The sequence below is a fragment of the Aquibacillus rhizosphaerae genome (genome assembly GCF_030282825.1).
GTDB classification, from domain to species: domain Bacteria; phylum Bacillota; class Bacilli; order Bacillales; family Amphibacillaceae; genus Aquibacillus_C; species Aquibacillus_C rhizosphaerae.
Genome location: NZ_JASTZU010000041.1, coordinates 190548 through 209410, shown reverse-complemented (window position 1 = coordinate 209410; position 18863 = coordinate 190548). Strand labels below are relative to the sequence as shown.

At 34.1% G+C, this 18863-nt stretch carries 21 protein-coding genes and 1 pseudogene; 5 read left to right on the top strand and 17 right to left on the bottom strand.

Going from position 1 to position 18863, the window contains the following annotated elements:
* Positions 1–109: 109 nt before the first annotated feature.
* Positions 110–640 (top strand): M50 family metallopeptidase, encoded by a 531-nt coding sequence (locus tag QQS35_RS14420; RefSeq protein WP_285930886.1) that lies wholly within the window; start codon positions 110–112, stop codon positions 638–640.
* Between the two features lie 209 nt (positions 641–849).
* Here the strand turns inward: QQS35_RS14420 and QQS35_RS14415 are convergent, their stop codons facing one another.
* The 7 genes from QQS35_RS14415 to QQS35_RS14385 form a co-directional block, all read right to left on the bottom strand.
* Positions 850–1767: an aldo/keto reductase gene (locus QQS35_RS14415; protein WP_285932910.1), complete on the bottom strand. Its 918-nt coding sequence runs from the start codon at positions 1765–1767 to the stop codon at positions 850–852.
* A gap of 118 nt (positions 1768–1885) precedes the next feature.
* Positions 1886–2284: a GNAT family N-acetyltransferase gene (locus QQS35_RS14410; protein WP_285932909.1), complete on the bottom strand. Its 399-nt coding sequence runs from the start codon at positions 2282–2284 to the stop codon at positions 1886–1888.
* 12 nt (positions 2285–2296) lie between these two features.
* Positions 2297–3469 (bottom strand): TraB/GumN family protein, encoded by a 1173-nt coding sequence (locus tag QQS35_RS14405; RefSeq protein ID WP_285932908.1) that lies wholly within the window; start codon positions 3467–3469, stop codon positions 2297–2299.
* Positions 3470–3688: 219 nt separating this feature from the next.
* Positions 3689–4270: a TVP38/TMEM64 family protein gene (locus QQS35_RS14400; RefSeq protein WP_285932907.1), complete on the bottom strand. Its 582-nt coding sequence runs from the start codon at positions 4268–4270 to the stop codon at positions 3689–3691.
* A gap of 228 nt (positions 4271–4498) precedes the next feature.
* Positions 4499–4915: a hypothetical protein gene (locus tag QQS35_RS14395; RefSeq protein ID WP_285932906.1), complete on the bottom strand. Its 417-nt coding sequence runs from the start codon at positions 4913–4915 to the stop codon at positions 4499–4501.
* 119 nt (positions 4916–5034) lie between these two features.
* Positions 5035–5655: a transporter gene (locus QQS35_RS14390; RefSeq protein ID WP_285932905.1), complete on the bottom strand. Its 621-nt coding sequence runs from the start codon at positions 5653–5655 to the stop codon at positions 5035–5037.
* 86 nt (positions 5656–5741) lie between these two features.
* Positions 5742–6350: a methyltransferase gene (locus QQS35_RS14385; protein WP_285932904.1), complete on the bottom strand. Its 609-nt coding sequence runs from the start codon at positions 6348–6350 to the stop codon at positions 5742–5744.
* A gap of 334 nt (positions 6351–6684) precedes the next feature.
* Here QQS35_RS14385 and QQS35_RS14380 point away from each other — a divergent pair, with 334 nt between their 5' ends.
* Together QQS35_RS14380 and QQS35_RS22935 are read left to right on the top strand one after the other, a co-directional pair.
* Positions 6685–6966 carry a Rossmann-fold NAD(P)-binding domain-containing protein gene (locus QQS35_RS14380; RefSeq protein ID WP_285932903.1) on the top strand — a complete coding sequence of 94 codons (282 nt, stop codon included), beginning with the start codon at positions 6685–6687 and terminating at the stop codon, positions 6964–6966.
* Positions 6967–7130: 164 nt separating this feature from the next.
* Positions 7131–7274, top strand: a pseudogene (locus QQS35_RS22935) (NAD(P)-dependent oxidoreductase); the annotation flags it as partial.
* A 72-nt stretch (positions 7275–7346) separates the two neighbouring features.
* Here the strand turns inward: QQS35_RS22935 and QQS35_RS14375 are convergent.
* Both QQS35_RS14375 and QQS35_RS14370 read right to left on the bottom strand, forming a co-directional pair.
* Positions 7347–7685: a CPBP family intramembrane glutamic endopeptidase gene (locus tag QQS35_RS14375; protein WP_285932902.1), complete on the bottom strand. Its 339-nt coding sequence runs from the start codon at positions 7683–7685 to the stop codon at positions 7347–7349.
* 322 nt (positions 7686–8007) lie between these two features.
* On the bottom strand, positions 8008–9051 hold the full coding sequence (locus QQS35_RS14370) for an IS1595 family transposase (protein ID WP_285932901.1): 1044 nt from the start codon (positions 9049–9051) through the stop codon (positions 8008–8010).
* 106 nt (positions 9052–9157) lie between these two features.
* Between QQS35_RS14370 and QQS35_RS14365 the strand changes: the two genes are divergently transcribed.
* Positions 9158–9352 (top strand): NAD(P)-dependent oxidoreductase, encoded by a 195-nt coding sequence (locus QQS35_RS14365; RefSeq protein ID WP_285932920.1) that lies wholly within the window; start codon positions 9158–9160, stop codon positions 9350–9352.
* Positions 9353–9513: 161 nt separating this feature from the next.
* Here QQS35_RS14365 and fabI read toward each other — a convergent pair whose 3' ends face one another.
* From fabI to QQS35_RS14345, 4 genes are all read right to left on the bottom strand, one after another.
* On the bottom strand, positions 9514–10293 hold the full coding sequence (gene fabI, locus QQS35_RS14360) for an enoyl-ACP reductase FabI (RefSeq protein WP_285932900.1): 780 nt from the start codon (positions 10291–10293) through the stop codon (positions 9514–9516).
* Between the two features lie 102 nt (positions 10294–10395).
* On the bottom strand, positions 10396–10887 hold the full coding sequence (locus tag QQS35_RS14355; protein WP_285932899.1) for a YajQ family cyclic di-GMP-binding protein: 492 nt from the start codon (positions 10885–10887) through the stop codon (positions 10396–10398).
* Positions 10888–10933: 46 nt separating this feature from the next.
* Entirely contained in the window at positions 10934–11125 is a 192-nt protein-coding gene (locus QQS35_RS14350; RefSeq protein ID WP_285932898.1) for a hypothetical protein, read from the bottom strand.
* A 263-nt stretch (positions 11126–11388) separates the two neighbouring features.
* On the bottom strand, positions 11389–12105 hold the full coding sequence (locus tag QQS35_RS14345) for a YebC/PmpR family DNA-binding transcriptional regulator (RefSeq protein WP_285932919.1): 717 nt from the start codon (positions 12103–12105) through the stop codon (positions 11389–11391).
* A 391-nt stretch (positions 12106–12496) separates the two neighbouring features.
* Here QQS35_RS14345 and QQS35_RS14340 point away from each other — a divergent pair, with 391 nt between their 5' ends.
* Positions 12497–14053 (top strand): ABC-F family ATP-binding cassette domain-containing protein, encoded by a 1557-nt coding sequence (locus QQS35_RS14340; protein ID WP_285932897.1) that lies wholly within the window; start codon positions 12497–12499, stop codon positions 14051–14053.
* A gap of 60 nt (positions 14054–14113) precedes the next feature.
* Here the strand turns inward: QQS35_RS14340 and QQS35_RS14335 are convergent, their stop codons facing one another.
* From QQS35_RS14335 to lpdA, 4 genes are read right to left on the bottom strand one after another with little or no spacing between them, the layout of a single operon-like run.
* A complete protein-coding gene (locus QQS35_RS14335; RefSeq protein ID WP_285932896.1) occupies positions 14114–15403 on the bottom strand; it encodes a dihydrolipoamide acetyltransferase family protein in 1290 nt (429 codons plus the stop codon).
* Between the two features lie 21 nt (positions 15404–15424).
* Entirely contained in the window at positions 15425–16408 is a 984-nt protein-coding gene (locus QQS35_RS14330) for an alpha-ketoacid dehydrogenase subunit beta (RefSeq protein WP_285932895.1), read from the bottom strand.
* 15 nt (positions 16409–16423) lie between these two features.
* A complete protein-coding gene (locus tag QQS35_RS14325; RefSeq protein ID WP_285932918.1) occupies positions 16424–17416 on the bottom strand; it encodes a thiamine pyrophosphate-dependent dehydrogenase E1 component subunit alpha in 993 nt (330 codons plus the stop codon).
* 19 nt (positions 17417–17435) lie between these two features.
* Positions 17436–18860 (bottom strand): dihydrolipoyl dehydrogenase, encoded by a 1425-nt coding sequence (gene lpdA, locus QQS35_RS14320; RefSeq protein ID WP_285932894.1) that lies wholly within the window; start codon positions 18858–18860, stop codon positions 17436–17438.
* Positions 18861–18863 lie beyond the last annotated feature (3 nt).

The following is an 18863-nucleotide window of genomic DNA, read 5'->3' as shown; positions in this document are numbered from 1 at the left end:
ACGTTTGGCAAAATTCAATATTTAGCTCCTCATTATTTAATAAGGTGCAGGAGTCTTTTGGTCAATGTAGAATGTATCCATAAGATAATTGGATTGATTGGGGGAACTTATGGATAGCTATATACAATTCACAATCACTTTTTTATTGTTCGTCTCCTTGATACTTCCGCTTACTACTTTAGTTCACGAACTTGGTCACGCACTTACAGCATTAATATTGTTCAAAGAGCCAGTAGGAGTTAGATTGGGAAGCTCTTTCAAGGGTACTGGTTTTAAAGTAGGTAAACTAACATTTAAAATTCAGCCTTTAAGTGGGTGGGTTGGTTTTGTCGAATATAACATACCTAAAGGTAAGAATAACATTGTGTCCAATGCTATGATTATGATTGCAGGTCCATTTTTTTCATTTATACTAGGTTTAATTTGTTATATTTCAATTACATTTTCAGACAGTCAATACATTATAATTTTTTTATTAAAGTCTATTATGAATGCATCTTTGGTACAATTCATTATTACAATTCTCCCTATAAAATATCCATCATTTTTAAGGGCTTATAAAGGAATGCCAAGCGATGGATATAGAGTTATGAAACTAATTATGAGTAGGGATAATCCTAAAGAATATAAAGATAAATAGCTAAACAATCGAGAGGAAACCTGAATGTATCAGCTTTCCCTCCAATTTCATTTAATTATCAACATTAAAGTTTAACAGAGCCTTATTAAAAGATACGACTTCAACTTTCCTCAATTCGATTCCCCAGCAATAATTATGCTGTCTTGTTCAAAAGGCAAAAAAAAGAGCAATTTAATCATTACTCTTTTTTACACATTATAATTATCCATTTATGGTAACTTATTTCCAGCAGCAAGATAAAGTTCGTACCATTCTTTTCTAGTCAATTCAATTTCTGAAGCTTTTGCTATGTCTGCTAACCTTTGTGGATTCATCGTACCTACCACTGGTTGAATTTTTGCAGGATGGCGCAAAATCCATGCAATTGCCATTGCAGAGTCGGTTACACCTTTTTTCTCTGCAAGCTCCTGTAACTTTTGATTCACTTCAGGAAATTCGTCATTTCCAACAAACACACCTTTAAACATTCCATATTGGAAAGGAGACCATGCTTGAACTGTCATATCATTTAAACGACTATAATCAAGAACATTACTATCACGGACAATTGCTGGTTCCTGTTGCATATTAACGTTAAGACCAGCATCAATCATTGGGGTAAACATTAGACTCAGTTGTAATTGATTGGTGATCAGGTCTTCTTTTACATATCTTTTTAAAAGTTCAATTTGCATTGGATTATGGTTGCTGACTCCGAAATGGCGAACCTTTCCACTATCCTTTAGCTTCTTGAAGGCTTCTGCAACATCTTCTGGTTCAACTAAAGCATCCGGACGATGAAGTAATAACACGTCAATATATTCCGTCTTCAAACGTTTTAAACTACCTTCAACCGATGAAAGTATATGTTCTTTTGAAAAATCAAAAGAACCATCGCGGATCCCACACTTTGTTTGGATAAACATAGATTCACGCACAGTTGGATTCATGTCAATTGCATCTGAAAATATTTCCTCTGATTTCCCACTTCCGTATATATCAGCATGGTCAAAGAAATTAATTCCAGTTTCGATAGCATTTTCAATTACATATCTTGCATCCTTTTTTGAGAGTTGAGCCATTCGCATACAACCTAATGAAATTTCGCTAACTTCTAAATTACTTGTACCTAATTTTAATTTGTTCAACTATGGCACCTCTTTTATTATATAATTACTTCGATTATACTACTATGAATAGGACAAGTCATACTTCAACCAATTTTATAAATGACGTTAGATAGATATTCTCTTCCACTTTAATTTCTCAAGTTTTATAAAAGCCCATTCTCTCATAAAATCTGATTGCAGGAACATTCTTTGAGCCTGTTGATACGATAATGCTAGTTGCCTCCCTAATCTCATTTTCAAGGTGAGACAGAAGCATCTTTGCAATCCCTTTTCTGAAATACTTCGGGTGAACAGCTAAACGGTGAATATCTATTACACCTCTTACATTTTTGATAGCCATTAAGCCAAATAACTCCTCATTGCTAAAATAGCCGTAAAAGCTTTCTCCACATTGTTGTAATGTTTCTACAGTATCTTTTAATGGCGGTATTTGATAACTGTTTAACAACTTAGCCTCAATCATGTAGGCAGATAATTGAATGTTAAGTGTTTCTTCTGCCATTTTCGAATCCGCAATATCGAATTTTTTAATCAATTATGTTCACCTTTAGTTCACAATATTTTCTATAAACAAACGGATAACATCAAAACCACCAATAAATGTTCCTAGTGCACTCCCAAGGTTAGCTAGAACGACGATAAGTAGAATACGAGTCACTTTATTATTCCAGAAACCCTTAACACTTGTGACATCTTCTGCTATATTCTCAAAATCACCTACGCTAGGTCGTTTGACTAGCGCTTGAACCAAACCTGCAAACCATCCTGCAGCAAGAAATGGATTTAACGATGTTATTGGAGCGGCAACAAAAGCTGTCATGATAGCAAATGGATGCCCTAAAGCAATCGCAGTTCCAAGTGCTGAAAAGGATCCATTCCATAGTAACCAACTGATTGTTTGTTGCAATCCTGTTGTTGGATTAGTCATAAAAGTATATACAATTATTGATATAATCATTACTGGGATGGCCCAGCCAATTAATTTCGGCATGATTGATTTAGGAGGAAGCTGTCTCAAACTCTCTAAATTTTGTTCTGTCTTTATCTCTTCTTTTATTCCAGGAACATGTGCAGCTCCGAGAACGGCAACTACTTTATTACCTGGTGCTTCTTTAATTTTTTGTGCTAAATATTGGTCACGTTCATCGATTAAAGGACGTTTAAGCTTCGGAAATGATTTAGTCAGTTCATCAAGCATGGAACTTAACATGTCCTGTGTTTTCATCTTTTCTAACTCTTCTTCCGTTATACTTTCATTGCTAAAAACACTAAATACAATACTCATAAGTAGTTTAGATTTTCCCCAAAAACCAATTTGATGCCATATTCTTGAAAATGTAATTTGAATGTCTCTGTCCGCTAATACTAATGTAGCACCTATTTCTTCTGCAGATTCCATACCCTGTATCATTTCTTGTCCAGGTTTAATATCCAATTGTTTGGCCATTCTTCGTTGAAATGAAGAGATAACAAGATTCATTAAAAGAAGGATTGCTTTTTTCTCTTTAATAACTTTAAAAACATCCATTTCTTTCCACTTATTTCCATCCTTCATTGATTGGAACCTTTGCTCATCTAGTTCAATACAAACAGAATCCGGTCGTTCTGCTTCAATTACTTCCTTAACCTGTTGAGCACTTTGTTTTGATACGTGAGCAGTTCCAATAAGGATAAATTCCTTATCGCCTATATTTATTCTAGTAATATTTTGCTCCGACATAAACTACCTTCCTTTAACATCCTTATTTCTAAATAGCTTATCATAATTTGGCGAAAAAGGTATGAAATGTTAATTATAAAATCATATTTTTTCATCCTACTTTTGATTGCAGATTAGATTCTCATTTAATCATAATTAAAAACGTCTGGGAATGACTCAAATAAGTCATATCAGACGCCTCAATTTTGAACATCTAACAAATGTTTATTTCTTTTTCTTTCAAACTCTTTTTTCTTTAGCAATAATAGTATCACTTGATCTTCCTCGTGTTTCATTCAGTTTCCCAAGATAACTATTAATGATAAGTAATAAAATAAACATGATTACTGTCGCATACAATGGTAATTCTGTAATAGCTTGACCAAATGATGTATATAAAACTGCTGGCAAAATAAGACCTAATACTGAATAGTACATGTATTCTTTAAATGATTTAGCCATCTCCATTAAATAAAGTGAAAGCAAGTGAAAATGAATAAACGGCATAATTCGTAAAATCATGATTTGTCCAACAGAAATTGTTCTGTCCTGAAAAACCTTTTTCTTTAATTTAAATATGGAGTTACGAAACTTAGGGAATTTATTCACTAGTTGATATGAAACTAAGCTCATCAATGAAAGACCAATAAAAGAAAGAATTGCTCCCTCCACGAAACCAAACAGCACTCCTCCAGCAATACAAACTACAATGACAGGTAGAAAGAAAAAAGGTCTTAATAAATGCAAAAGAATGAATAAAATAGGAGCCAGCCAACCTGCACTATCAATTAACATTTCAAGGGACTCATCAAAATACTCCATCATATCCCTCCTTTTTGTATAGAAACTCCTATATTGAGTGTATTTAAGACACCCATAAGAATTGTATCATGAAAGGAATAATTAAAAAATTAAATAGAAATATACTTTTTAAGGTCCAAGGCTATTCCTTAATAGATATCCTATGCATAAAGTAGTTGACTTGAACCATCCTGAAATAAATTCGTTGCAGATTGACTAGTTCTTCTCTATATAGACAGATTACAACGATTATTTTTCATAAATAAAAACTTGTGACATCTTAACATTATCTTCTAACTGATTATTTACAATGTAGGCATTACAGCTATTTATTAAAATTCTTAATACTGAATTAAAATAAAGTTTGTTTGCTAACATTAAATATAAATTAGTATAGAATAATTCCTTATTATCTATATGTTGTAAAGCTATTAATGATTGAATAGCTTTGTATTTAGCTTTAAATAGCAGTTGATCGAATGGTTTTGTATGTTTTCGATAAATAAGTTTTTGTAAGGGTTCTAGCTTAAAATTAATTTTCACTTTGTCTATTTTTGAAATAATTAATTGTAGTTTCAGGTTAAGTTCAACTTGATCGATCAACTCCAAGTTATAATCAGATGCAACCTCTGATAATTCTTCTAATAGCTCATCAATCAGTTCCAATTGTTTCACCTTTCTTTACCATTTAGGTACGTTGACAAGATTAATTATGTTCTATTCTATGCAAACGTTCTATGTCTCATACCGAAATGACTGTGACTTTTACCCAACAATCCATTCTATTAAATGTTCTTCTTTTTTTTATTTTTAAAATAAGAAAAATATTTCTCAACTTTATTAAATGCCCACTGTAAAGCTAACCCTTGAATCACGACTCCAAAGATTGATGTTGCTGTTAACAGCCAAATAGAAATAGAATTATTTATTTCGAAAAGCTGATGGCCAAAAAATAGTAAATGACCCAACACAACATATAAAGCATTAAAATACGTAGGAATTGTACTCTCTACATTTAGAATAACTGTAGCTTCAATAAATAATAATCCGGTAAAAATAAATGCAATTAAGGAAGTAGAAAGATAGGTTAACTTCTCCACATAAGGAGTGAAGTAATACTTAGTGATTGTTTTGATACGGAATAAATAGATGATTCGTACAACCCTCGCGATTTGAAAAAACTGACCGAGTGGTATTACCGCAATAACAAGAAAGGGATTTTTTTTAATAAAGTTCCACTTCTCCTTAGATGCTATAAATCGAATAATAAAATCAGCAAAAAATACAAACCAGACAACCCAATTTATAGTTGAATTATATGTGTTTTCCGTCCAGAGAGTAATGATTGTTATCATAACAAGAACAATCATGATTAATTCATATATTCTTTTCATTACGGATTGCATAACGTTTCCCCTTTAAATATATCCCACGTGCAGTCTTTAAACTTTCCCACCTAATTAATCGATACCCTATTGTAAATAATAACGTTTTAGAGCGAAAAATGATAAATGACAAAACGCTCATATGGATTCTTAATAGATAACCCAGGTATTTTTATTTCATCCTTTAATTTAAATGCAGTTTGGTATTCTAAATAATGTATATACTCTTTTGAACCATAATATAAAATCAGTTCTACTTCTCGTTCATACTTTTCTAGAGATTGAAGTATATTGTTAATCACATGCATAAATATCTGAATTGAAAAAGGATTAAAGAAATAAAAACGGTTATCTAATCGATTAATTTGATATTCTTGTGCTAGACAGCAATGAAACAATAATGAGTCCATACTGTTCTTTCTATTTTCTAGGTACCTTGTTTTATTTTGAATTGCTTGAAAATAAAATTCTTCATTCATTTCAACCCCAACAACTGTGGACTGAAAGTAATAATTGAAATAAAAGTTTAATCGTCCTTTTCCACAACCAAAATCAACAATCCGATCACTTTGTTTCACTTCATAATGTTGAACCAAAACATCTAAAGCATAATATGGTGTTGGCTCATATGGATGGTAATGAAGCGAATCATTACTTGATTTATAACCTTCACGTGTATTAATGTTAAGCAACTGATCAAGATAAAGTTCATTCATAGTTTCACTCCAAGAGTTCGATTATGGTAAAAGTATAGCTACCTCAAGTAGTTGTTGTCAAAACTAGGTTATAGATTTGTCTAGTGAACCGCTCCCTCTTAATCAATAGATTATAGAAGGTGAATTCTGATTGCGTTCTTAAAATTAAAGATTACAAGACATTAATAAACAGGATAATATTAACTAGAATAAGGTTAGTGAGGTGAATTATATGAAAAAACGAAAGATAATAATGGCCGAGTATACCGACCAAAAACTAATAATAAAATTAAAAGAAGTTATACCAGACTGAGATGTCATAACTGGTAAAAAAGTAAAGGTATGGGAAGACCATTTGCTAGAGGCTGAAGTTGTTGCAGGTTGGAAGAAAAAAATGGAGGAATTATGTTTAAGTCCAGATGCAAATTTAAAGTGGATTCAAAGTTGGAGCGCTGGTGTAGACAATTACGCATTAGACAAATTAGCAACTAAACAAATCTTATTAACAAGTGCTAACGGTGTCCACGCTTATCCAATTTCAGAAACCATTTTTGCCTTAATGTTGGCTTTAACACGAAAAATTAATACATACATTATAAAACAGGTAACAAAAACTTTGGAACAGGAAAATTTATAACTGGAAATTCATAAAAAACAATTGGTATCATGGGAATAGGGGCAATTGGAAAAGAAACTCCAAAATAGCCAAAGCATTTGGAATGAAGGTTTCTTTGACAAAATTGTAACAACAAAACAGTTACCTACTATTTTGCCTTATTGTGACTATATGTAGTAACTTTACCTCTTACAAGAGATATACACCATTTATTTGCTGAAAAAGAGTTCGCATTCATGAAGCCGTCAAGTTTTTTTATAAATATTGGACGTGGAGAAATAGTTGATGAAACCGCTCTGATCAAAGCTTTAAATGAAAAGCTATGTTAAATAATAGTGTTGATTTACAATAAAAAGACAAGGGAAAACCATTTATCTATGGTTTTCCCTTGTGCTGTTAGACTAAAAATAAAGAAATAATTTCGCCATATACAAATTCCAAAGTGAATGTGATATTACTGATGGAATCAATGATTTAGTCTTATATGTTGTTATAGATAAAAGTACACCAGATACAAGGGTGATTATCCAATACATTGGATGAAATACTGCAAACATAACAGAAGAAATAGAAATTGCCCAAACAGGCTTTGTGAATTTTAATAAGAAGAATAGCAAAACACCTCGGAAGAACACTTCTTCCCATATCGGAGCTAAAAAGACAGAATTTACTATTCCACCAATACTTTCGCCTTTTAATAGTCCATGTTTATAATAGAAAATTAAGGTGTCGTCAAGCAATAACTCATAATGAACACATAACAATAGCAGTAAGTAAGGTATCGTTAAAGTAAACAAAATATAAATATAAGATGATGGTCTTTTTATAAATCTGATATTTATTAACGGTGCGATGATTTGTCTGGTCCCGCTAAAGCTCAATGTTAATATTAAAAATGCTATTAACCATAATAAAGTTTCATAGTCTCCAAGTTGGGGACTTACATGAGAAAGGTTGTTAATCAAATAACCTAAAATAATTAGTGTTAATATGTACAAAATTGATTTGATTTTTATTTTTGTCTCCTCCTCTTTAATTCTAATATTTTTCGTACATTGCATTCTATCTGGAAAAATCTAACAACCTCAGTTTATCATAGGTAGCATCCGTTGAGAAAAGACAACTTTCAACAATCAACTTACCAACAGTAGTATCGTCGTCATTACGATGCCTGATTTGCTCAAGGAATTGAAACCAACTCAAATAATGGTCAAGGTATTTTGTAGCCACGCCATTAAAACGGTTTATCCAGCCTTTAAGTCGGCTGTGATAGCTATTTACATTTTGAATATGATAGACACCTTTAACACGCTCTTTTCCATCAGATTTAAACGTGTAATGTTCAAGACCCTTTTCTTTAGCATAGGTCGCAAAGGCTCTCCAAGCGTCTGTGCAAAGCACATTTGATGTTGATAATTTATCACCAATTGCATTATCCAATCGTGTTTTAATAATTCGACCTTGACCGACTACTTTTGAATAGGTTACTTTTTGACGGTCCCTTGCCACAAGGACACAGACCTGTTCATTACTTATACCTCTTTTCTTTGATGCTCCACCACGTTTCCTTGCCTTTCTATTCTCTATTTTACGCTTTCCTTTTTCAGAGTATAAAAAGTACGTTCCATCCATTTCTACAATGCCTTGGAATTTTTCAAAGTCCATCTCTTTAATTGCGAATAAAAGTTTATGTCTCCAATAGAAAAGAGTCACATAGTGAACTCCAAGTAATTCTGAAGATTTTCTTAAAGAATAGCCTTCAATCATACACTGAATGAATTCCAACCACTTATCAGGAAAATGAGTGCGGTAGAGAGGAGTATTAGTTACATCGGTAAAAGTCTTTTTACAATCCTTACAGCGATACCGCTGACGTTTAAGTGTTTTTGCCCCCATTTTAACTTCATATTTTCCAAAACGAACGGCATTATTTGATTGGCAATGAGTGCAAGTGTACCCTTCTTTATGTTTGCGTTCAGATACTTCTTTGAACACAGGCTCACTTGCTGAATAAGAAGCCAAAGAATTAGTGAAAAACTCTTTCAAGCGATATTGTTCTGCTGTATTAAGTTTTCTAATTTCATCAATGATTTCCTTCAAAGCCATTCAAAACAACCCCGTTCTCAACTGTTTACTTACTTACATTATAGAACATACATTCGTTTATATCAAATATCAACAGAGTTATTTAACATAGCTAAATGAAAAGAAAATAGCTGGTGCGGGTCTTGATGTTTTTCAAACAGAACCTTTAGAAAAAACAAATCCATTATGGAACTTAGACAATGTAATTATTACTTCTCATTCAGCTGGATTCACCAAGCATTTTAATAAACGGGTAATTGAAGATATTCTGATTCCAAACTTAAAAAATTATCAGAATGGTAATCAACCAGCCAAAATTTAGCTGATTTTCAAAGAGGATACTAACTTCTTAAAAAAGGCTACCCTTTATAAGACAATTTTAATAAGGGTAGCCTACATATATATTTGATAACTTGAAATTGCTTCAATATTATTTAAAAAACGAAACTAGTGTAGCAATAGATAGAGATCGTGGGTTATAAATTATCCAACAATATGATAACCCGAGTCTACATGTATTACTTCTCCTGTAACCCCTCTTGAGAGCGGACTAAGAATAGTCAACGTCATATCTCCAACTTCTTCTTTTGTTACATTCCGCTTCATCGGGGCTTTCGCTTCAATATCATGCAACATCTGATTAAAAGATGGAATTCCCTTTGCAGCAAGCGTTCGAATAGGACCTGCTGAAATAGCATTCACCCTAATATCATCTTCACCTAAATCTAAGGCTAAGTATTTAACAGCCGATTCTAAAGCTGCTTTAGCTACACCCATCACCTTATAGCCATCTAATGCTCTTTCTGCTCCTAGTGCACTCATTGTAACAATTGAGCTACCCTCAGCTAAACAATTTCTAGCTTCTCTTGTAACTGCTATTAGAGAATAAGCACTTGAATTTTGGGCAAAAGCATATCCGTCCCTCGATGTCTCTACAAAATCTGCTTTTAAATCTTCTCCATGCGCGAATGCGATGGAATGAACAATTCCATGGATGGTATGTACCTTTTCTTTTATTTCTACAAATGCGTTTTTTATACTTTCATCATCGTTGACGTCACACTTTACAACAAGTTCAGCTTTATGATCATTTTCATCTAGTAGTTTAGTAAGCTTAGACAAAGAACGTTCTTTTCTATATGTGAAGATTAACCTTGCTCCTGCTTTATATAACGATTGTGCAACACCCCACGCTAAGCTTCTCTCGTTAGCTACACCCATCACTACAAATACCTTATCCTTAACCTTGAGTATATCTTCCATAATTTCCTCCTTTTTTCATGATGATTACTTTAAAAACTTACGATAAACATTAACAGAATGAAATTACGGACAAAACTCATTTTGAATTCCCATTTAAAAATTTTAACGGTAATTTATAAACTGTACATCTATCGACAAATTAGCAGCCCGTATCGCAGCAATTATCGCTTGCAAATCATCACGGTTTTTTCCGGTAACTCGAACTTGATCATCTTGAATTTGGCTTTTCACCTTCACACCACTATCCTTAATGATTTTATTTATCTTTTTTGCTTGTTCTTTATCAATGCCTTGAACCAACTTTGCTCGTTGGCGAACGGTACCACCAAATGCACTCTCAACTTTTCCATAGTCTAAATTCTTTGTCGATACATTACGTTTAATTAATTTACTAATTAAAACATCCTTTAACTGTTCTAATTTGTATTCATCATCCGAAACTAATACCAGCTCTCCATCTTCTACATTTATTGTACTTTTACTCCCCTTAAAATCATACCTTGTCTTGATCTCTTTTGTTGCCATTGTAACTGCATTATTCACTTCTGATAAATCGATTTCTGAGACAATATCAAATGAATTATCTTTTGCCATATTAATACCTCCACTTTTAAATTTTTTTGATTTTTTTATATGTAATCTATTTATTATCTCTTCCTTTATTGTAAAACCTTGTTATACCAAAAGCTATTCCTAAAGCTAACAAAACTACAATAATAGTGTACAAACTACCCATATATGACGGCGTTGATTCACGGGTATCAGGTACCAACATTTGTAAGATCACATAAGTAATTACAAATATCATATAAAATACTAGACGCTTTTTCACATACACTCTCCCCTTAGATTACGTTCAAAAAATTAGATTGAAAACACTAAAGGATTATATAGGTACAAAGAGATTTGAACTTTTTTCTTGAAATTAGGTTTATAGAAAGACATAACTCTTTATTTTATATCTTATTGTGATTGTTGACATGTACTTATAAAAATATTCTCATACTTAAAATGGCAGACAGGTATTAAATATTTCTTAATACACGAATGCCATCCATCTAAACCTAGTAAAATTGTTATCGCTATTCTATTCAATTATCCAAGGTCTACATTATGATAGACTTGGCCGACATCTTCTAAATCTTCTAATGCATCAATTAATTTTTCAAATTGTTCTCTAGTTTCCACGTCAAGTGTTACTTCACTTTGTGCAAGCATTGTTAGTTCAGCTACTTCGAATTCTGTAATACCAGCACCTTTAATGGTTTCTTGTACGGTATGAAACTGATCTGGCTCTGTGTAAACAATAACGGTTTCATCTTCCTCAATAATGTCACGTGCATCCAAATCTGCATCCATTAACAATTCGAGTACTTCTTCTTCTGTTTTTCCAACAAAACCAATTACAGCTGTATTATCAAACATATAGGCTACAGAACCATTAACGCCCATATTACCACCATTTTTATTAAAAGCAGCACGTACTTCAGCAGCTGTGCGATTTACGTTGTTCGTCAATGTATCGACAATAATCATAGATCCATTGGGACCAAAACCTTCATAACGAAGTTCATCGTAGTTCTCTTCAGACCCACCTTTTGCTTTTTCTATTGCACGATCAATGATTGACTTTGGTACACTATATGTTTTTGCTCGTTCCAATACAAACTTTAAAGATGTGTTTAACTCCGGATCAGGTTCACCTTGCTTAGCAGCCACATAAATTTCACGACCAAACTTAGCATAGATTCTACTTGTATTAGCATCTTTTGACGCTTTCTTTTCTTTTATATTATTCCATTTACGTCCCATGACAGTTTCACTCTCTTTCAACTTTGTTTCTAGTAATTTTAATGGTATCACTTCCATTATCCAACGTCTATTATACCTTAATTCTATAGTACCTTAGTAGTAAATAAGTAAACTTTTCTTAAGTATTTTTTGTTGATTGATTATTTTAAACGAAATAATATCCTATTCTTTCACGAGATAATTTATTTTGTAAACTAAAAACCTATAAACTCCCTCAGATAGTTACTTTTTTTTCAAATAATGAAAAGTTTACATAGTCATAAAACTTACTAAACCTCATGTCCTATTTAACACCAATTTTTTTTAATCTTGATTAACTACTATCACTTTTTATAAATGAGCTTTATAATAGATAAAGTCTGAACTTATTAAAGGAAAAGGTGTATTAATTATGAGTTTATTAACAGTTAGTAATTTAAGTCATGGATTCGGGGATCGAGCAATTTTCGACGAAGTTTCTTTCCGGTTATTGCAAGGTGAACATATTGGTCTTATCGGTGCAAATGGAGAAGGTAAGTCTACTTTTATGAATATAATCACAGGAAAATTAGATCCTGATGCAGGTAAAGTGGAATGGTCTAAACATACAAGGGTCGGTTATTTAGATCAACATACTGATTTAAAGCAGGGAATGACAATTCGTGAAGTACTAAGAACTGCTTTTAAATATTTATATGATATGGAAGAAGAGATGAATAACCTATTTGGAAAAATGGGGGACGTAGAACCTGATCAACTAGAAAAACTTTTAGAAGAAACTGGTAGAATCCAGGATTCTTTAACAAATAATGACTTCTATATGATTGATGCAAAAGTAGAAGAAGTTGCTAATGGACTCGGCTTAAATGACTTTGGATTGGAACGTGACGTTCACGATTTAAGTGGAGGACAACGAACGAAAGTACTGCTTGCCAAATTATTATTAGAGAAACCAGACATTTTAATTCTTGATGAGCCAACAAACTACCTTGATGTGGAACATATAGAGTGGTTAAAGAATTATTTAATGTCTTATGATCATGCATTCATTTTAGTCTCACACGACATTCCTTTCTTAAATACGGTTGTAAATTTAATCTATCACATGGAAAATCAGCAACTGACCCGTTATCCTGGGGACTATGATGAATTTCTACGAGTATATGAGATGCGGAAACAACAAGTGGCATCTGCACATAAGAAACAACAAAAAGAAATTGCTAACCTGAAAGATTTTGTAGCAAGAAATAAGGCAAATGCTGCAACAAGTAAAATGGCAATGTCTCGTCAGAAAAAATTAGATAAGATGGACGTAATTGAATTAGACGCTGAAAAGCCAAAGCCTCAATTTCACTTCAAACAAGCACGAACATCTGGAAAGTATCTATTTGAAACAAAAAATCTAGTTATTGGCTATGAGGAACCATTATCTAGACCACTTGATTTAGTAATGGAACGCGGACAAAAGATTGCTTTATCAGGAGCGAACGGTATTGGTAAAACTACATTACTTCGTAGTATTCTCGGAGAAATAAAACCCGTATCAGGCTCTGTCCAATTAGGAGAGCATTTGCATATTGGCTATTTCGAACAAGAGCTTAAGAAAACGAGTCAAAACACATGTATTGAAGAAATATGGGAGGAATTCCGTCACTTTACCCAGCAAGAAGTTCGCTCTTCTTTAGCAAAGTGTGGACTAACAAGAAAGCATATTGAAAGCAAAGTGCAAGTGTTAAGTGGAGGAGAAAAAGCAAAAGTTCGCTTGTGTAAATTAATCAATAAAGATACTAATTTACTTGTGCTGGATGAACCTACAAACCACCTTGATCGTGACGCAAAAGAAGAACTTAAGCGAGCACTAAACGAATATAAAGGCAGTGTACTGCTTATTTCGCACGAACCAGATTTTTATAAAGATATTGTCACTGACGTTTGGAACTGTGAAGATTGGACAACAAAAGCTTTTTAATTATATAAAAAAACCTACTTTTATGTGAAAGTAGGTTTTTCATTTTTAAATAACTTAGACTTAATAAATTGGTGTTGTATCACTAGATATGTTTTCTAATATATCTTTTATATGTGACATGAATTGTCCACAAATTACACCATCAAGCACACGGTGATCAAGTGATAGACAAAGATTAACCATATCTCTAGCTGCAAACATATCATTAATAATAACTGGCCGTTTAACAATCGATTCCACCTGTAAGATAGCCGCCTGCGGATAATTAATTACGCCCATGGATTGTACTGAACCAAAAGAACCAGTATTATTAACGGTAAAAGTTCCACCTTCCATATCATGAGGCGTCAAATTACCTTTTCGAGCCTTTTTAGCGAGAGTATCAATTTCTTTAGCAATTCCCTTAATACTTTTTTCATCTACATTTTTAATAACTGGCACAAACAACTCATCATCACGAGCTACCGCTATTGATAGATTAATTTCCTTGCGATGAATAATTTTATCCCCAGCCCACGAGCTATTTAATTGCGGGAATTTTTTTAGTGCTTTCGCTACGGCATTAAGAAAGAAGGCAAAGTAGGATAGATTATATCCTTCATTTTCTTTAAAGCGTGTCTTTTCGGAATCTCTATATTTCACTAAATTGGTTACATCTACTTCAATCATCATCCAAGCATGTGGAATTGTAGTTGTTGAACGCACCATATTTTTTGCAATGGTTCTTCTTATACCTGTAATTGGAATTTCTTTGTCTCCGCTTGCAGTTTCAATTACTTGAGGCTCCGGTGCAGGTGGATTATAATAATTCTTCTCGTTCATTTCTTCGTGATTTACAACAGTTTTTTTGGATGGCTGTGATATTGTTTTTGTTGTTTCAGAATCGACATTACTGCTAAGAATTTTTTCAATATCCTTACGCGTAACTCGCCCACCTCTGCCAGAACCAGTCAGTTGTTGTAAGTCGATATCATTTTCTTGAGCTAGCCTTAATACCGCTGGTGAATATCTTGTTTTCATCGATTGATCCTTTTCCACCTCTGGTGTAGCCACTTCATTTGATACATGGTTTTCTTTTGAAATGGTTTCTCTACCGACTATGGCACTACCTTCTACTTCGATATAACACATTAATTCACCAACATCAATTGTTTCCCCTTCACCGGCAACAAAATTTTTAATTACGCCGGTATAAGATGATGGAACTTCTGCATTTACTTTATCAGTCATCACTTCAGCAATTGGATCATATTTATTCACGTGATCTCCCTCTTGCACAAGCCAATTACTTATCGTTCCCTCTGTCACACTTTCTCCTAGCTGAGGCATTGTAATCTTTTCTAAAGCCAAGGCATGTCCCTCCTTTACCTATTAAAATTCCGCAAGTTCACGCATAGCATGTTCTACTTTATCGGGATTGATCATAAATTCTTTCTCTAATGGCGGTGCATATGGCATCGATGGAACGTCTGGACCTGCTAAACGTTTAATTGGTGCATCTAAATCAAAAAGACAATTCTCACTTATAATTGCTGAAACTTCACCAATGATACTGCCTTCTAAATTATCCTCTGTAATCAATAACACTTTACCTGTTTTAGACGCGGCTTCTATTATCGCTTCTTTATCTAGAGGATAAACGGTTCGTAAATCTAGAATATGGGCATCGATTCCTTCAGCCTCTAATTTTTCTGCTGCCTGAAGTGCAAAATGTACACATAATCCGTATGTAATAACTGTGATGTCGGTTCCTTCACGTTTAACATCTGCCTTTCCAATTGGTACTGTGTAGTCTTCTTCTGGCACCTCGCCTTTAATTAGACGATAAGCACGTTTATGTTCAAGAAATAGTACGGGATCTTCATCACGAATCGACGCTTTTAATAAACCTTTTACATCATAGGGAGTGGAAGGCATAACAATCTTCAACCCTGGTTGATTAGCAAAAACAGATTCAATCGATTGTGAGTGATACAATGCGCCATGAACACCTCCGCCATATGGTGCACGAATCGTAATTGGACAACTCCAATCATTGTTGGAACGATACCTTATTTTAGCTGCCTCTGAGATAATTTGATTAACCGCTGGCATAATAAAATCAGCGAATTGCATTTCTGCCACAGGTCGCATCCCATACATGGCAGAACCAATTCCTACACCTGCAATAGCGGATTCTGCAAGTGGTGTATCCAATACCCTTGTTTCACCAAATTTTTCGTATAATCCCTCAGTTGCTCGGAATACACCACCACGCACTCCTACATCTTCCCCCAGAACAAAAACCTTTTCGTCTCGTTCCATTTCTTCATGTAATGCTTGCGTTATTGCTTGTATATAAGACATTACTGGCATAATATTTCCTCCTCCCTACTCTGCATATACATGCTTGTAAATTGATTTGGGATCCGCATATGCTGCATTTTCTGCATCATCGGTTGCGTCATCAATTATCTTTTTTATCTCTTTTTCCATTTTCGTTTCTATTTCTTCAGTTAAGATATTAAGTTTTCTCAAGTAATCCGCAAAGCTATAGATTCCATCCTTTTGCTTTGCCTCTTCAACTTCTTCTCTACCACGGTAGCTACGATCATCGTCATCACTAGAGTGAGGAGTTAACCGATAAGAAATCACTTCTATCAATGTAGGACCTTCCCCATTATTCCCTCTTTTTCTAGCATCTTTAACTGCTTCATAAACAGCTAATGGATCATTACCGTCAACAGTAATTCCCGGCATTCCATATCCGATTGCACGATCAGAAATTTTCTCACATGCTACTTGCTTGCTTAATGGAACAGAAATAGCATACTGGTTATTTTCCACCATAAAAATTACAGGAAGTTTATGGACAGCTGCAAAATTTGCGCCTTCATGGAAATCACCTTGGTTAGATGAACCCTCTCCAAAAGTAACAAAGCTTACAAAATCTTTTTTCTCCATTTTTGCTCCAAGCGCAATTCCAACTGCATGAGGCACCTGTGTCGTAACAGGTGATGAACCTGTTACAATTCGATTTTTCTTTTGACCAAAATGCCCAGGCATCTGTCGACCACCAGAATTGGGATCATCCGCTTTAGCATATGCCTGCATCATTAAATCTTTCGCAGTCATTCCAAAAGCTAATACAACACCTACATCACGATAGTATGGCAGTGCAAAGTCCTTCTGTCTATCTAGCGCAAATGATGCACCGACTTGGCCTGCTTCTTGTCCTTGACAAGAAACCACAAACGGAATCTTCCCTGCACGGTTTAATAACCACATTCTTTCATCAATTCGCCTCGCCAAAAGCATCGTACGGTACATATCTAGTACTTGCTCATCTGTTAACCCTAATCGACCATGTCTTTGTTCGGCCACCTTGTTCAGCTTATCTACTTTAACCATGAATTTTCCTCCCTTCGACTGCTAATGCAGCTTCTCCTATCGCTTCTGATAAGGATGGATGTGGATGAATACTCTGTCCAATTTCCCATGGTGTCGCATCCAATATCATCGCTAATCCTGCTTCAGAAATCATATCAGTAACATGTGTGCCTATCATATGAACTCCAAGTAAGTCATTTGTATTTTTGTCGGATATAATCTTAACAAAACCATCCGTATCACCATGTACAAGTGCTTTTCCTATTGATTTAAATGATACTTTCCCACTTTTTATTGTATATCCCTGATCGATTGCTTGCTGTTCTGTTAGTCCTACGCTCGCTATTTCTGGATGCGAATAAATACACGTTGGAATATTTCGATAATTGACAGTAAGAGGTTTTTGCTCTGACATATGTTCTACTGCAACAACACCTTCATGCGATGCAACATGTGCAAGTTGCATACCGCCAATAACATCCCCAATTGCATAAATATGAGATTCTTTCGTTTGATAGAATTGGTTTACTTCTATACATCCTTGTTTATCCACTTTAATTTCAGTATTCTCCAAACCTAAGTGTTTGGAATTGGCAACTCTTCCAATTGATAAAAGTAATTTATCTGCTGTAAGAACTTTTCTTTCTTGTTTGTGTTCTACTTCGACCTCTATATTAGAACTTCTTTTGATAGTTTCTGGGAGCAACGTTGCATTGGTGATAATCTTTATTCCTTTTTTCTTTAATAGTCTCGTAATTTCCTTCGATATTTCCAAATCCTCTGAGGGTAGGATTCTATCTGCAAACTCAACGACAGTTACATTGACTTGAAAATCAGCTAACATAGATGCCCATTCAATCCCAATGACCCCTCCACCAACGATTATCATTGAATTGGGTAGTTGTTCCATAGTTAAGGCATGGTCTGAAGTAAGAATAAGCTCACCGTCCAGTTCCACTCCATCTATCTCCCGTGGCTTTGATCCAGTTGCTATTAATAGGTTTCTAGAAATAAGCATTTCGTTTTCCTCGCCACTTTCAAACTCAACAGAAACCGTTCCAGCATTGGGAGAAAATATAGAAGGACCTAGTACTCTTCCAAAGCCTTCATATATATCAATTTTGCCCTTTTTCATTAAGCCTAAAACACCTTTATGTAAATGATCAACTATCGTTTCTTTACGTTCTTGTACTTTAGCAAAATTGATCAATGGTGTTTCAATATCAATACCATAATCACTAGCTTCTTTTGTTTGTCGGTATACTTCTGCGGAACGCAATAATGCTTTTGATGGGATACATCCTTTATGTAAACAAGTTCCACCAAGCTTTTCGCGCTCAACAATCGCAGTTTTTAGTCCTAGCTGCGATGCACGTATTGCAGCTACATAACCACCAGTACCTCCGCCTAAAATAACTAAATCATATTCCTGTGCCACTAG